The 15,353-nt window shown below is 72.2% G+C and carries 12 protein-coding genes; 7 read left to right on the top strand and 5 right to left on the bottom strand.

Annotated features, from left to right (window positions below; translation table 11 throughout):
• Window positions 1-82: 82 nt before the first annotated feature.
• The 6 genes from ACX9MN_RS29640 to rpmG all read left to right on the top strand — a co-directional run bounded on the left by ACX9MN_RS29640 (window position 83) and on the right by rpmG (window position 5,523).
• Window positions 83-421, top strand: a complete 339-nt coding sequence (locus ACX9MN_RS29640; RefSeq protein ID WP_489726172.1) for a hypothetical protein — start codon at window positions 83-85, stop codon at window positions 419-421.
• A 137-nt stretch (window positions 422-558) separates the two neighbouring features.
• Entirely contained in the window at window positions 559-2,880 is a 2,322-nt protein-coding gene (gene rnr / locus ACX9MN_RS29635) for a ribonuclease R (RefSeq protein ID WP_489726171.1), read from the top strand.
• Between the two features lie 23 nt (window positions 2,881-2,903).
• A complete protein-coding gene (locus ACX9MN_RS29630) occupies window positions 2,904-3,368 on the top strand; it encodes a DUF983 domain-containing protein (RefSeq protein WP_020092565.1) in 465 nt (154 codons plus the stop codon).
• Window positions 3,325-4,068: an NUDIX hydrolase gene (locus tag ACX9MN_RS29625; protein WP_489726170.1), complete on the top strand. Its 744-nt coding sequence runs from the start codon at window positions 3,325-3,327 to the stop codon at window positions 4,066-4,068. Before ACX9MN_RS29630 ends, ACX9MN_RS29625 begins: the two co-directional genes overlap by 44 nt.
• Window positions 4,069-4,118: 50 nt before the next feature.
• Window positions 4,119-5,249 carry an MFS transporter gene (locus ACX9MN_RS29620; protein WP_170855140.1) on the top strand — a complete coding sequence of 377 codons (1,131 nt, stop codon included), beginning with the start codon at window positions 4,119-4,121 and terminating at the stop codon, window positions 5,247-5,249.
• 106 nt (window positions 5,250-5,355) lie between these two features.
• Entirely contained in the window at window positions 5,356-5,523 is a 168-nt protein-coding gene (gene rpmG / locus ACX9MN_RS29615; protein ID WP_020092568.1) for a 50S ribosomal protein L33, read from the top strand.
• Between the two features lie 390 nt (window positions 5,524-5,913).
• Here rpmG and ACX9MN_RS29610 read toward each other — a convergent pair whose 3' ends face one another.
• From ACX9MN_RS29610 to ACX9MN_RS29590, 5 genes are all read right to left on the bottom strand, one after another.
• The gene (locus tag ACX9MN_RS29610; protein ID WP_020092569.1) at window positions 5,914-6,831 is read right to left on the bottom strand and encodes a LysR family transcriptional regulator; all 918 of its coding nucleotides are present in this window, start codon (window positions 6,829-6,831) and stop codon (window positions 5,914-5,916) included.
• A gap of 76 nt (window positions 6,832-6,907) precedes the next feature.
• Window positions 6,908-8,569, bottom strand: coding sequence for an OFA family MFS transporter (locus ACX9MN_RS29605; RefSeq protein WP_447715537.1), 1,662 nt, complete (start codon window positions 8,567-8,569; stop codon window positions 6,908-6,910).
• A gap of 217 nt (window positions 8,570-8,786) precedes the next feature.
• On the bottom strand, window positions 8,787-9,473 hold the full coding sequence (locus tag ACX9MN_RS29600) for a metal ABC transporter permease (protein ID WP_091976840.1): 687 nt from the start codon (window positions 9,471-9,473) through the stop codon (window positions 8,787-8,789).
• Between the two features lie 311 nt (window positions 9,474-9,784).
• Window positions 9,785-12,484 (bottom strand): aconitate hydratase AcnA, encoded by a 2,700-nt coding sequence (gene acnA, locus ACX9MN_RS29595; protein ID WP_489726169.1) that lies wholly within the window; start codon window positions 12,482-12,484, stop codon window positions 9,785-9,787.
• A gap of 436 nt (window positions 12,485-12,920) precedes the next feature.
• On the bottom strand, window positions 12,921-13,739 hold the full coding sequence (locus ACX9MN_RS29590; RefSeq protein ID WP_489726369.1) for a hypothetical protein: 819 nt from the start codon (window positions 13,737-13,739) through the stop codon (window positions 12,921-12,923).
• A gap of 129 nt (window positions 13,740-13,868) precedes the next feature.
• On the opposite strand from ACX9MN_RS29590, the gene ACX9MN_RS29585 reads away from it, so the two are divergent.
• On the top strand, window positions 13,869-15,269 hold the full coding sequence (locus tag ACX9MN_RS29585) for a leucyl aminopeptidase family protein (RefSeq protein WP_489726168.1): 1,401 nt from the start codon (window positions 13,869-13,871) through the stop codon (window positions 15,267-15,269).
• Window positions 15,270-15,353: the final 84 nt, after the last annotated feature.

Below are 15,353 nucleotides of genomic sequence, written 5' to 3'. Positions count from 1 at the left end.
ACGGGACGGGGCGCGCTGGCATCCGGCTTGCCACGCACCCGCGACCTCCTGCGACCTCCCGCAATCTCCGGAACGGATGCCCATGAACGCGAGCCTCGAACGGGTCAGGGATGCCCTGGCCGAGCTGATCAAGGCCGCCCTCCTCTCGGACGACGACCTGAGCGACGCCTGCCGCGCGGCCGGCCGCGCCAAGCTCGCCGCCCTCGCGGGCGATCCGCCCGAGCCCGAGAGCCTGCGGATGGACGGCGCCTGGACACTCGCCGTCCAGGCGGCGGAGAGCCCGGAGCTCGCGCCGCTGGAGGGACGGGTGAACCTGACCCTACCGCGCGCCTGCCCCTTCACCCTGGACGAGCTCCTCGCACCCGGCCTCGACGTGGATCAGGCCGTGGCGCGCATCCGCAAGAGTGCCTCGACCGGCTGATCGCGCCTGTTGAGGAGTGCCGGCACGGCGTTGCCGCGCGCGGCCCGGACACCCATGTTAGCCTCACAGGACCGACGCCTCGGTCCCGCGCCCGCACGCGGGTCCCGTCTATCGCAGAACTCTCCGGCACCCCCCTTTTGGCACGACGCACCACCGCCCCGGCGGCCGAGCCCGCCGCTCCGCAGCCCTTCCCCACCCGTGAGCAGATCCTCGCCTTCGTGGCCGAGTCGAAGGAGCGCGTCGGCAAGCGGGAGATCGCCAAGGCCTTCGGCATCAAGGGGGCCGCCAAGATCGACCTGAAGCGCATCCTCAAGGAGATCGAGGAGGACGGCGCCCTCGACCGCGGCCGCGGCGGCCTCGCCCCGGCGGGCCATCTGCCGCCGGTCGTGCTGGCCGACATCCGCTCCCGCGACCGCCACGGCGATTTCCTCGCGGTCCCGGTGGAGTGGACCGGCACCGGCAAGCCGCCCGCCATCGTGCTGACGCAGCCCCGCGGCCCCCGGAAGGGCAACCGTCCGGCCCCGGGCATCGGCGACCGCGCCCTGATCCGGGTCGAGCGCGACGCGGAGGGCGGCTACACCGGCCGGGTCGTCAAGGTCATCGGGAAGAACAAGGCCGAGATCATCGGTGTCTACCGGGCCGGCGCGCAGGGCGGCCGGATCGTGCCCGTCGAGAAGCGCGCGCAGGGCCGCGAGATCCTGATCCCGCCCGGCGAGGAGGGGCAGGCCCGCGACGGCGACCTCGTCAGCGTCTCGCTGGAGCGCGAGACCCGGTTCGGCCTGCCGAAGGGGCGTGTGCGGGAGCGGCTCGGCTCGCTCGGTTCCGAGAAGGCGGTGAGCCTGATCGCCCTGCACCTCCACAACATCCCGCACGTCTTCGCCGACGCGACGCTGGCGGAGGCCGATTCCGCCAAGCCCGCCACCCTGAAGGGCCGCGAGGACTGGCGCGACCGGCCGCTCGTGACCATCGACCCGCCGGACGCCAAGGACCACGACGACGCCGTCATGGCCGAGGCCGATCCCGACCCGGCCAACCCCGGCGGCTTCATCCTCACCGTCGCCATCGCGGACGTGGCCGCCTATGTCCGGCCGGGCTCCAGCCTCGACCGGGAGGCGCTGGAGCGGGGCAACTCGGTCTACTTCCCCGACCGGGTCGTGCCGATGCTGCCCGAGCGGATCTCGAACGACCTCTGCTCGCTCCGCGAGGGCGAGGACCGGCCGGCGCTGGCGGTGCGCATGGTCATCGCCGCCGACGGCGAGAAGCGCCGCCACGGCTTCCATCGGGTGATGATGCGCTCCCGCGCCAAGCTCGCCTACGCGCAGGCGCAGGCCGCCATCGACGGGCAGCCGGACGACGCGACCGGGCCGCTGCTGGAGACGGCGCTCCGCCCCCTCTGGGCAGCCTACGCGGCCCTGCGCGCGGCCCGCGACCGCCGCGGGCCCCTGGCCCTCGACCTGCCCGAGCGCAAGGTCCTCCTGAGCCCCGAGGGCGCGGTCGACCGGGTGATCGTGCCGGAACGCCTCGACGCCCACCGGCTGATCGAGGAGTTCATGATCCAGGCGAACGTCGCCGCCGCCGAGACCCTGGAGCAGGCGCGCCAGCCGCTGATCTACCGCGTCCACGACGAGCCCGCCCTGGAGAAGATGCGGGCGCTCGGCGAGGTCCTGGCCTCGGTGGGCATCAAGCTGCCGAAGGAGGGGGCGCTGCGCCCCGCCCTGTTCAACCGGATCCTCGCCACCGCGGCCGAGACCGAGCACGGGGTCTTCCTCAACGAGGTGATCCTGCGCAGCCAGGCCCAGGCGGTCTACGCGCCCGAGAATCTCGGGCATTTCGGCCTGAACCTGCGCCGCTACGCGCACTTCACCTCGCCGATCCGGCGCTACGCCGACCTGATCGTGCACCGCGCGCTGATCACCGCCTGCCGGCTCGGCTCGGACGGGCTCGCGAGCGACATCTCCCTCGGCGAGCTGGCGCAGATCGGCGAGCAGATCTCGGCGGCCGAGCGCCGCGCCATGGCGGCCGAGCGCGAGACGATCGACCGCCTCATCGCCCACCACCTCGCCGACCAGGTCGGCGCGACCTTCGCGGGCCAGATCGCCGGCGTCACCCGGGCCGGCCTGTTCATCAAGCTCGACGAGACCGGCGCGGACGGCTTCGTGCCGGTCTCGCAGCTCGGCGCCGACTATTTCCGCCACGAGGAGGGCCGCCACGCCCTGGTCGGCGAGCGCACCGGGGAGACGTTCCGCCTCGGCGATCGGGTCGAGGTGCGGCTCGTGGAGGCCGCGCCGGTGGCCGGGGCGCTGCGCTTCGAGCTGCTCAGCGAGGGCCGGACCCGCTCCGGCGCCCGGTCCGCCGGGCCGGGGAAGAAGTCCGGCGGGCGGCCCTTCAAGGCCGCGCCGCCCGGCCGTCCCCCCGGCATCCGCAACACCGGGTCGCGCCACCGCGGCTCGCGCCGCTGACCCGGGCGGTGTAGAGCCAGGGCATGGCCGCCGACGCGATTCCCGAGCGCACCCGCCTGATCCCCGCGATGGCCCGCGGCTTCGTCGGCCGCTGCCCGCATTGCGGCCAGGGCCGGATCTTCGGCCGCTTCCTCAAGGTGCGGCCGGAATGCGACGTCTGCGGCCTGGAGCTGCACCACCACCGGGCCGACGACCTGCCGCCCTACGTGGTGATCTTCATCGTCGCCCATATCGTCGGCTACCTCATCCTGGAGACCGAGAGCGCCTACGACGTGCCGCTCTGGGTCGAGATGGGCGTGTGGCCGGTCTTCACCCTCGTCTTCGCGCTGGCCCTGCTCCAGCCCGTGAAGGGCGCCGTCGTCGGGCTGCAATACGCCCTTGGCATGCACGGCTTCGCCACGCTACCGCGGAGCCGCCCCGCCCCGGGGCTTGAGGAGACGCGCCTTGCCGGAGCCGCAGCGGGAGCCCCCGATCGTCACAGCTCCTGAGCGGAAGCCCGCCGCGGCGCGCCTGCGGCCGCGCGACGCCGCGACCATGATCGTGATCGACCGGCGCGGGAGGGGTGGCCCGAAGGTCCTGATGGGCCGGCGCAACCCCAACCTCGCCTTCATGCCGGGCAAGTTCGTCTTCCCGGGCGGCCGGATCGAGCTCGGCGACCGCCACATGCCGGTGGCCGGGGCGCTCCCGGACTACGCCGAGGCGGCGCTGACCCGGCAGGTGTCCCGGCCCCCGCACCATCTCGGCCGGGCGCTGGCGCTCGCCGCGATCCGCGAGACCTACGAGGAGACCGGTCTGCTCCTCGGCACGACCGAGCACGGTGCGCCCGAGGACGTCCCGGCGGGCTGGGAGGGGTTCGCCCGGCACGGCGTCCTGCCCGACCTCGAGGCGCTGCACCTCGTCGCCCGCGCGATCACCCCGCCGAAGCGCGTGCGCCGCTTCGACACGCGCTTCTTCACGGTCGACCGCCGCATGGTGGCGGCCGAGGAGCCGGGGCGGGTTCAGGCCGATGGCGAGTTCACCGAACTCGCCTGGGTCCGGCTCGACGCGGCCCGCAAGCTCGACCTCCCCTTCATCACCCGCGCGATCCTCGACGAGCTGGAGGCGCAGATCGCCGTCGATTTCGCGCCCTACCGGATGATCCCCTTCCATTACGAGCGCTACGGGCGGCGCGAACGGGTGGCCTTGTGAGCGGTCCGGACGGATTGCAGGACGGGCGGCGGGGGATCAGTTCGGAGGACGTGGCGGCGATCTCGGCGGCCGTGACCTGCGTCACCGTCGTCGGCATCGGGCTCAGCCTGTCGATCCCGCTCCTCTCGATCGAGATGGAGCGGCGCGGCGCGTCGAGCACGCTGATCGGGCTCAACACCGCGGTGGCGGGCATCGCCAGCATCTGCACGGTGCCGTTCGTGCCGCGCCTCGCCGCGCGGGTCGGCGTCGCCCCGCTGCTCGGCCTGGCGCTCCTCGTCGGGGCGATCAGCCTCGCGCTGTTCCCGATGCTGCCGGGCATCGCCCTGTGGTTCCCCCTGCGCTTCGTCTTCTCGGCAACGCTCGGGGCGCTGTTCGTCCTCTCCGAGTACTGGATCAACGCCGCCGCCCCGCCGGAGCGGCGTGGCCTGGTGATGGGCATCTACGCCACCGTGCTGGCGGCGGGCTTCGCGGTCGGACCGCTGCTGCTGGCCCTGGTCGGGACCGAGGGGCTGGCGCCCTACGCGACGGGGGCCGCCCTCATGCTGGCCGGCGGCCTGCCCATCGCCCTGGCCCGCGGGCTGTCGCCGACGATCGAGACGGGCTCCGGCCGCGGCATCCTCGACTACGTCCGGCTCGCCCCCGGCGCCCTGGCGGCGGCCCTGGCCTACGGGGCGGTGGAGACCGGCATCTTCGCCATCCTGCCGCTCTACGGCCTGCGCCTCGGCTACGACGCGCAAGGGGCGGCCGGCCTCGTCAGCCTGATCGCGCTGGGCAACGTGCTGTTCCAGATCCCGTTCGGCTGGCTCGCCGACCGCCTCGACCGGGGCGCGGTGCTCCTCGGCGCGGGCCTCGCGGGGGCGGCGGGCTCGGCCCTGATCCCCCTCGCGGCCGGCCATCCGGCGGCGTTCGGCGCGCTGCTCCTCGTCTGGGGCGGCATCGCCGGGACCCTCTACACGGTCGGCCTCGCGATGCTGGGCGACCGCACGCCGCCGAACGATCTCGCGGGCGCCAACGCGGCCTTCGTGGTGCTCTACAATGTCGGGTTGATGCTGGGGCCGCCGGTGATCGGCGGCGGGCTCGACCTCGTGCCGCCGAACGGGTTCGCGCTGGCGCTGCTCGCCCTGTTCCTGGCCTTCGCCGGCTGGCTCGCCGCGACGGAGCGCCGGCGCGTCCGCTCTTGACCTGCCGGGCCCGATCGGGCATTCACCCGCCCGTATTCGGCCGGGCCCTCCCGGCCATTTGCGTTTCGCTCACGCGGAATGCCGCACCCTGCAGGAGCGCCGCGCCATGGCCAAGGCCGTCACCGTCAAGATCAAGCTCGTCTCCACCGCCGACACGGGCTATTTCTACGTCACCAAGAAGAACTCCCGCACGCAGACCGAGAAGCTGACGATGCGCAAGTACGACCCGGTCGCGCGCAAGCACGTCGACTTCAAGGAAACCAAGATCAAGTAAGGCCGCGGGCCGCTTCGCGGCCTGACCGCCCACGGGAAGCCGCTCCGGAGACGGGGCGGCTTTTTCCTTGCCCGGCGCGTTCCCGTGCCCGGCGTCGCCGGGATCTCCCGAACCGCGACCTGGCCGGCCGACAGCCCGGCGCCAGCACGACTCGTTAACCGTCGCTCGTCCCGGACGCTGCCCGACCCGCCGGCCGATCACCGGCCCGCGTTCTCGGCCAGCTCGGCGGTTGGAGGGCGGGTTCGATGCAGCGGATCCTGCTGGCGATTCTCATCACCGCGGCGATCCTCGCGCTCTGGCGCGTCCTGACGCTGCCGGTGTACGCGCTCCGGGCGACCCGCGGCTTGCTCGCGGAACGCCGCGTTCCGGCCCGCGCCCGGAGCCGACCGCTCAGGAAGGGCCCGGCGCGGCCAGATCCGGATCGAGCGTCCGTGCCAGGGACCGCGCGATAGCCACGAGCGCCGTCACCATCGGCGTGGACGGCTCGCGCCGCGGGGCGACGAGGCCGATCGTGTGCTCCAGGTCGGGTGCGGTGATCGGGATCGTGCGCACGCCCTCCATGGGGCCCAGGGCGTCGACCAGGATCTCCGGCATGATCGAGGCCCAGCGCAGGGTGCGCACGTGGGTCAGAAGCACGATCATCGAGTTCGACTCGAGGGTCGCGGCGGGATCCGCACCCGCCTCGCGGATCTGCTGGTCGATGATCCGCCGGTTCTGCATGTTCGGCGTGAGCAGGCAGAGGGGCAGGCGGCTGGTCTCGGCCCAGGTGACGCTGGTGCGACCCTCGAAGGGCCCGCCGATCGCCGTCACGAGGCGGTAGCGCTCCCGGTAGAGCGGGACGGAGATCACCCGCCCGAGGGGCTCGTTGTCGAGGTAGGTCAGGCCCGCATCCGCCTCCAGGTTCTCGATCAGCGAGAAGATGTCGGCGGAGGTGGCCGATTCGACCGTCAGCCGCACGTCCGGGTGCCGCTCGCGGTAGGGCGTCGTGAGGTTCACGATCATCGGCAGCGCCGTCGGGATCGCGGCGATGCGGAGATGGCCGGTCAGGCCCCGGCGCAGGCCCGTGACCTCCTCGTGCATGGCCCGCGCGTCGGCCACGATGCGCCGCGCCCATTCGAGGACCCGCTCGCCCTCGGGGGTGAAGCCCTGGAAGCGGGAGCCGCGCAGCACGAGCTGCACGCCGAACCGGTTCTCCAGCTGCTTCACGCCGGCCGAGAGAGTCTGCTGAGTCACGCCGCAGGCTTCGGCGGCGTGCCCGAAATGCTGCTCGCGGGCGAGCGCGAGCAGGAAGTCCAGCTTGTCGATCACGACGAAGGCATCCCGGCACGGCGAGGCGCCGGAAACCTAGCGGCCCGCCGGGCCCGCCACAACCGAGCGTGCCCGCTCAGCGGAACAGGATGAACGCCTTCGACAGGGTGATGCCGATGCCCCAGACGATCGGGATGCCGACCACCGCCCAGGCCAGCGCGGCCCCCGCGCTGAAGCCGCCACGGCCGATCCCGAAGGAGCCGGACGGCCCCGAGGCCGTGGCGCCGGCGCGGACGTCCAGGGAGGCCCGCTCGGAATCGGACATGAACCAGCGTTGCGCCAGGGGCCGGACGAGCAGGTTGCAGAGGAAGCCGACCGCCAGGAAGCTCGCCAGCACGTACATGGTCCGGCCGTAGAGATCGGCCCCCTGCACGCCCGCGGCGACCTGCGCCTCGCGGATCTTGGTGATGACGAAGGGCCCGACGATGCCGGCCATCGACCAGGCGGTGAGCAGGCGCCCGTGGATGGCGCCCACGAACTGCGTGCCGAACACGTCGGCGAGATAGGCCGGCACGGTCGCGAAGCCGCCGCCGTACATGGACAGGATCACGCAGAAGATCGCGACGAACAGCGCCTGCGAGCCGATGCCGGCGGCCCAGGGCGCGGCCGCGTACAGGAGGCCGCCCAGGGCGAAGAAGATCGCGTAGGTGACCTTCCGCCCGATGCGGTCCGACATCGAGGCCCAGAAGAAGCGGCCCAGGATGTTGAAGAGTGAGAGCAGGCCGACGAAGCCGGCCGCGATGGCCGCGACCTGCGCCTTCTGGCCGGCGTCGAGGGCCGAGAAGCCGGTGCCGGGCAGGCCGATCAGCTCGCCGCCGAAGATCTCCTGGAGCATCGGCGAGGCCAGCGCGAGCACGCCGATGCCGGCCGACACGTTGAGGAACAGGACGAGCCAGATCATCCAGAACTGGACGGTCTTGTGGGCGTCGCGCAGGTGGACGTGCCCCGAGGCGATCATTGCGTTCTTGGCGGCCGGGCTGGTCCAGCCGTCCGGGCGCCAGCCGGCCGGGGGCACCCGGTAGCCGAACGCGCCGCCCAGCATGAACAGGATGTACCCCACGCCCATCACCGCGAGGGTCTGCCAGACGCCGGCCGAATCGGCGGTCCGGAAGCTCTTGATCAGGCTGTCGGCCAGGGGCGAGCCGATCATCGCGCCGCCGCCGAAGCCCATGATCGCCATGCCGGTCGCCATGCCGCGCCGGTCCGGGAACCACTTGATCAGGGTCGAGACCGGCGAGATGTAGCCGAGCCCGAGGCCGATGCCGCCGATCAGGCCCATGCCGAGCCAGACCAGCCAGAGCTGGTGGATGTAGACGCCGAAGGCGCCGATCAGGAAGCCGCCGCCCCAGCAGAGGGCCGCCGCGATGCCGGCCTTGCGCGGTCCGGCCCGCTCCAGCCAGCCGCCGAACAGGGCGGCCGAGAGACCGAGCACGACGATGCCGATGGAGAAGACCGTGACGAGGTCGCTGACCCGCCAGTCGCAGGTGGTGGTGAACAGGGCCGTCATCACGCCCATGTCGGGGCAGGCGGCGGGCGCCGGCTTGCCCACGGAGAGCGCCCGGGTCAGCGGCAGCCAGAACACCGACAGGCCGTAGGCCATCCCGATGCAGAGATGGATCGCCAGCGCCGCCGGCGGCACCAGCCACCGGTTGAAGCCCGGCTTGGCGACGATCCGCTCGCGCGACAACAGACTCGGCGTTCCCTCAGGCGCGATCGCGCCTGCCACTCCAGCACCCATGATGGACTCCTCCGCCGCGGCCTCGTTGGCGGGCCTCGCGGCGGCGGACGATGCGCGATTTGTGTGCAGGGTGCCAGCGCGCGACACGCTGAGACGTCGATTTTAATCCAGTCCGGCGCCGACTGTATGCGGATTCCTCGTCAACGCGCCGTCCGGAGGCCGTATGGACCGCCGCTGCGGGCGCCGGTCTGTCCGGCGCCCGCAGCGGCTGCCGCCCTCACATGGGCGGCGTCAGGCCGTCCTTGCCGACCGCGATGAGCTTGCCGTCGGCCTTGGCGCCGTCCTTGGCGACCACGGCGAAGACCTTGGAGCCGGGCGTCAGGATCGCCTTGTCGGCGGGCTCGAAGGCCACGATCGGCGCCGAGGCCGGCACCACGATCTCCTTGGAGCCGTCCTTGCCGTAGCTCACCGTCAGCGTGCGCTCGCCGCCCGAGGCCGCCTTGTCGGCCTTCACGGTTCCGTTCGTCATCGCGCTCTTCACCTTCGGGGCGTTCGACGACTCGGCCTTCACCGTGCCGTTGGTCATCGCGCTCTTCACCTTGGCGCCGGCGCCCGCGGTGTGGTCGGTGATCGAATCCCAGCCGTAATGGCCCTCGCCCGTGCCGCGCATCGACTCGGGGAAGAGCACGACCTCGAGGGCGGTCATCGGGTTCTCGCCCTTGGTGGCGGTGCCGATGAAGACGCCGTCCTTGATCGCGTCGAGGCTGGACGGGACAACCCAGGCGAACTTGGCGCCGCTCACGTCGACGGTCTCGGTCTTGCCGTCGTCGGTCTTGATCACGACCGTGCCGCCGTCGGCCTTGTCGACGGTCCCGCGGACGCGCTCGACCTGCGCGGCGAAGGCCGCACTCGACAGCAGGGCCGTCAGGCCGGCGGCGACGAGTGTCTTGCTGAGGTGCTTCATCGGGGTCCCATCCTGGCTTCAGGAGCCGGGTTATGGGGCGGCCCGCGCGCGAAACAAGGTTGCGCGCAAGCGAAACGACCTGCTCGGCGACAGAAGCGAGGTTGTCGGTCACCACCGTCTTTGCGAGCGGAGCGAAGCAATCCAGCCGGCGCAAGGACTTCCTCCGTCGCGCTGCCCTGGATCACTTCGCTGCGCTCGCGATGACGGGGTGGCGCGTCGGACAACGGCACCGACCGAAAACGAGTCAGGCGGCACCCGGTGGGCGCCGCCTGATTACCGCGCGGGCAGCGGGGACGCTGCCCTCCGGAGGCTCACGCCGCGAGCGAGCGCAGCACGTAGGGCAGGATGCCGCCGTTGCGGAAGTACTCGAGCTCGTCGAGCGTATCGATGCGGCAGGTCAGCGGGACCTGCTTCACCGAGCCGTCGGCGGACTTGATCTCCGCGGTGAGCGTCTGGCGGGGCTTCAGCTCGCCGGCGAGGCCCTTGATGGTGACGGTCTCGTCACCGTTCAGGCCCAGCGACTGCCAGCTCGTGTCGCCCTGGAAGACCAACGGCACCACGCCCATCCCGACGAGGTTCGAGCGGTGGATGCGCTCGAAGCTCTCGGCCACCACGGCGCGGACGCCGAGCAGCTTCGTGCCCTTCGCCGCCCAGTCGCGCGACGAGCCGGTGCCGTACTCCTTGCCGGCGAAGATCACGAGCGGCGTGCCCTGTTCGGCGTACTTCATCGCCGCGTCGTAGATGAACATCTTCTCGCCGGACGGCTGGAAATGCGTCCACCCGCCCTCGACCACGCCGCCGGAGGCGTCCTTCACCATCTGGTTCTTGATGCGGATGTTGGCGAAGGTGCCCCGCATCATCACCTCGTGGTTGCCGCGCCGCGTGCCGTACTGGTTGAAGTCTTGCACGCGCACCTGGTGCGACTGCAGGTACTCGCCGGCCGGCGAGGCCGCGCGGATGTTGCCCGCCGGCGAGATGTGGTCGGTGGTGATCGAGTCGAGGAACAGGCCGAGGATGCGCGCACCCTCGATGTCCTCGACGGGCTTGGGGGTCTTCTCCATGCCGACGAAGTAGGGCGGGTTCTGCACGTAGGTGGAACCCGGGTTCCACGCGAAGGTCTCGGCCTCGGTGACCTCGACGTCCTTCCAGTTCTGGTCGCCGCCGAACACGTCGGCGTAGCGGGACTTGAATAGCGCCGAGGTGATGTTCTCCTCGATGAACTGCTGCACCTCGGCCGAGGACGGCCAGATGTCCTTGAGGTAGACCGGCTTGCCGTCGGAGCCCTGGCCGAGCGGCTCCGTGGTGATGTCGATCTGCATCGAGCCGGCGAGCGCGTAGGCGACGACCAGCGGCGGCGAGGCGAGGTAGTTCGCCCGCACGTCGGGGTTCACGCGGCCCTCGAAGTTGCGGTTGCCCGAGAGCACCGCCGCGGCGACGACGTCGTTGTCGTTGATCGCCTTCGAGATCGCCTCCGGCAGCGGGCCGGAATTGCCGATGCAGGTCGTGCAACCGAAGCCCACGAGGTTGAAGCCGAGCGCGTCGAGTGGCTCCTGCAGGCCGGACTTCTCCAAGTACTCGCCGACCACCTGCGATCCGGGCGCGAGCGAGGTCTTCACCCACGGCTTGGAGCGCAGGCCCTTGGCGACGGCGTTGCGGGCGAGCAGGCCCGCGCCGATCATCACCGAGGGGTTCGACGTGTTGGTGCAGCTCGTGATCGCGGCGATCACCACGTCGCCGTGCCCGATGTCGAAGTTCGTGCCCTCGACCGGGTAGCGGCGCGCGAGGTCGGCGGCCTTCTTGAACTCGGTCTCCATCGAGGCGGCGAAGCCGGGCTTGGCGCCGTCGAGCAGCACGCGGTCCTGCGGGCGCTTCGGGCCGGCGAGCGAGGGCCGGACCTCGCCCATGTCGAGCTCCAGCGTGTCGGTGAAGACCGGGTCGGGGGTCCGGGCGTCGCGCCACATGCCCTGCGCCTTGGCGTAGGCCTCGACCAGGGCGATCCGGTCGTCGGAGCGGCCGGTGACTTTCAGGAAGTCGATGGTCTTCTGATCGACCGGGAAGAAGCCGCAGGTCGCGCCGTACTCGGGGGCCATGTTGGAGATCGTGGCCCGGTCGGCCACCGCCATGTCGTCGAGGCCGGGGCCGTAGAACTCCACGAACTTGCCGACCACGCCCTTCTTGCGCAGCATCTGGGTGACGGTGAGCACGAGGTCGGTGGCGGTGGTGCCCTCGGGCAGCTTGCCCGACAGCTTGAAGCCCACGACCTCGGGGATCAGCATCGAGAGCGGCTGGCCGAGCATGGCCGCCTCGGCCTCGATGCCGCCGACGCCCCAGCCCAGCACGGCCATCCCGTTGACCATGGTGGTGTGCGAATCGGTGCCGACGAGCGAGTCGGGATAGGCGACGTCGGCGCCGTTCTCCGACTTCGTCCAGACGGTCTGGGCAAGGTATTCCAGGTTCACCTGGTGGCAGATGCCGGTGCCCGGGGGGACCACCGAGAAGTTGTCAAAGGCCGACTGGCCCCATTTCAGGAAGGTGTAGCGCTCGCCGTTGCGCTCGTATTCGAGGGCGACGTTGTCGGCGAGCGCCTTCGGGGTGCCGAACTCGTCGACGATCACCGAGTGGTCGATGACGAGATCCACCGGCACCAGCGGGTTGATCTTCTGCGGGTCGCCGCCGAGCGCCACCATGGCGTCGCGCATGGCCGCGAGGTCGACCACCGCCGGGACGCCGGTGAAGTCCTGCATCAGCACGCGGGAGGGGCGGAACGCGATCTCGACCTCGGCCTTGCCCTTCTGGTCGAGCCAGGCGACGGCGGCCTCGATGTCGGCCTTCTTGACCGAGCGGTCGTCCTCGTAGCGGAGCAGGTTCTCCAAGATCACCTTCATGGAGAAGGGCAGCGCGGCCGCCGAGGCGAGGCCGTTCTTCTCGGCCGCGGGAATGGAATAGTAGGTGTAGGTCTTGCCGCCGGCTTCGAGCGTCTGGCGGGCCTTGAAGCTGTCGAGTGAGGGCACGGCTGGTTCTATCCTCGCTGCGGGTTGTCGAACACGCGCAGGCAAGACCTGCGCTACGAGATCCGTGTTCGGCCTGTGTAGCGCCCGACGGGCGCGCGCCGCCCCGGGAGTGCCCGGGCAGGACGATGCGCGGGGGCGATTTGGACGCCCGTGATGCCGCGCGGCGCAGCCGCGGAGGGATATAGAACTTTTCGAATCTGGCCGCTACCGGGTCGTCATGACAGGTGCGTTTTCCTGTCGGGGACCGTGGCGGCGACTGGGCGCGCGCCGCGGAGGCCTGCGCGACTCGCGCATCTCCAGCGGGCATCGACGGTGGCGGCCGATCGCGACAGGCCCCCTCTCCCGAGCGGGAGCGGAGAGCCGCACCGGTGTTGCCGGTGCTGCTGCGTACGTCCGCGAGCCCGCAGAAGGGCGGGAGTCGCGTGGCGCGGGCGCCCTACCCTTGCCCGGGCACGCCCGCGACGGACAGGGCCTTCGATCGATTCGGCTGGGCCGCGAGCCTGCGCAGGGACGCGACGTTCGTGGCCGCCTCCTCGGCGCTCATGTCGCGGCGCAGGACGGCCTCGGCATCGGCGAAGCGGCCCTTGAGGCCGAGCACCATGGCGAGGTTGGCGCGCACCCGCGCGTCGGCGCCGGGCTGGTCGGCGGCGAGGCGGAGGGTCTGCTCGGCCTGATCGAGGTTGCGCGACAGCGCGTAGGACAGGCCGAGATTGGACAGGAGCGAGGGCTCGTTCGGGCGGATCTTGAGGGCGGCCTCGTAGAAGCCCTGGGCGCGGGCCTGCTCGCCGAGCTGGGCGGAGGCCGAGCCCTGCGCCGACAGGATGCGCCAGTCGGGATTGGCGGGCGTGTGCGCGTTGGAGAGCACGTCGATCGCCTCGCGGAAGCGGCCCGCCTCGACCAGCGACTTTCCGTAAGCACCGAGCAGGGCCTGGTCGCGCGGGTTGCGCAGGGCGGCCTGCTGCAGCACCGCCGAGGCCTGGCCGATCTGGTCGGTGGCCCGCAGGGCGCGGGCGTAGGCCATCGCCGTGCGCCCGTCGGCGGGGTCGGCGTTGTAGCGCTCGGCCAGCCGGTCGATGTCCTGCCGCGAGGGCGCCGCGGCGGCCGCGGACGGCCCGCCGAGGGGGCCGATCGACCCGGTCGTCTCGGGCGAGCGGGTGTTGCAGCCGGCCAGGCCCAGCGCGACGACGGCGGCCGCGAGGGCGGCGCGGCGTCCGGGGCGTGCCTGGCATCGGGTGACCCGGAACAGGGCCGTCATCATGGTGCGCTCCGCCGGCATCGGGACCGGACGCGATGGCACGCGCTTCACGCTCCCGGCCGGCCGGTGATAGAGCGTTAACCCTAATCACCGGTTAAGCCGCCGGTCCGGGCGGCACGCGAGAGGCACATGACCCAGGCCGAGATTCCGGCGACGACCCGCGGGCTCCTGCCCGGCGACACCCAGGCCGTACCGGTGACGCTGGTCACCACCGGGGGCTGGGCGGCGGTCGAGTCCAGCCTGGAGCCCGCCCAGCGGAGCTTCGCCAGGGCCATCGGCTTCAAGCCGAAGGCGGGCAGCCTCGCGCTCCTGCCCGGCCCGGACGGCGGCCTCGCGCGGGTCCTGTTCGGCCTCGGCGATCCGGAGGCCGCGGCCTACGACAGGCTCCTCGCCGGCAAGCTGCCGGGGCTGCTGCCGGAGGGGACCTTCCGCCTGGACAACGCTCCCGAGCCGGCCGAGGCCGCGCTCGCCTGGCTGATGGGGAGCTACCGCTTCGGCCGCTACCGGTCCGGCGGCGGCACGAAGGCCCGGCTCGCGGCGCCCGCCGGCATCGACGCGGCCGAGGTGGAGCGGATCGCCGCCGCGGTGGCGCTGGGCCGGGATCTCGTCAACACGCCGGCCAACGATCTCGGACCCGCCGAGATCGAGGCGGCCGCCCGGGCGGTGGCCGAGCGCCACGGCGCCTCCGTCGCCGTCACGGAAGGCGCGGCTCTCGCCGAGGGGTACCCGCTGATCCACGCGGTCGGCGCCGCGTCGCCCCGGGCCCCGCGGCTGATCGACCTGACCTGGGGGCCGGCGGACGCGCCGCGCGTGACCCTGGTCGGCAAGGGCGTCGCCTTCGACACCGGCGGCCTCGACCTGAAGCCGTCGGCCGCGATGCTGCTGATGAAGAAGGACATGGGCGGCGCCGCCGCGGCGCTGGCCGCCACCGACATGGTCATGGGCGCGGGCCTGAACCTGCGCCTGCGCCTGCTGATCCCCGCGGTGGAGAACGCGGTCGCGGGCAACGCCTTCCGCCCCGGCGACGTGCTGCCGAGCCGGGCCGGGCTCAGCGTCGAGATCGGCAACACCGACGCGGAGGGCCGGCTGATCCTGGCCGACGCGCTCGCCCTCGCGGACGCGGACTCCCCCGACCTGATCCTCGACTTCTCGACCCTGACCGGCGCGGCCCGGGTGGCCCTCGGGCCGGACCTGCCGGCCTTCTTCACGGAGGACGACGCGCTGGCCGAGGCAGTGGCGCGGGCCGGCCGGGCGGCGATCGACCCGGTCTGGCGCATGCCGCTGCACGCGCCCTACGCGAGCCTGCTCGATTCCAAGGTGGCCGACCTCAACAATGTGTCGGGCGGACCGTTCGCGGGGGCGATCACCGCGGCCCTGTTCCTGCGGCGCTTCGCGCCCAACACGAAGGCGCACGGCCATTTCGACCTCTACGGCTGGAACCCCTCCGCCAAGCCCGGACGGCCGGAGGGCGGCGAGGTCCAGACGGCGCGGCTGACCTACGCGCTGCTCAAGGCCCGCTACGGCGGCTGATCGCCTCCCGTCGTCGCGAGCGCGGCGAAGCGATCCAGGGCTGCGCAACCTCTAACGGCGTGGGCTGGGTCGCTGCGCGCGCGA

The organism is Methylobacterium sp. 1A, from assembly GCF_058072805.1.
This window is presented reverse-complemented; position numbering and strand designations above follow the sequence as displayed.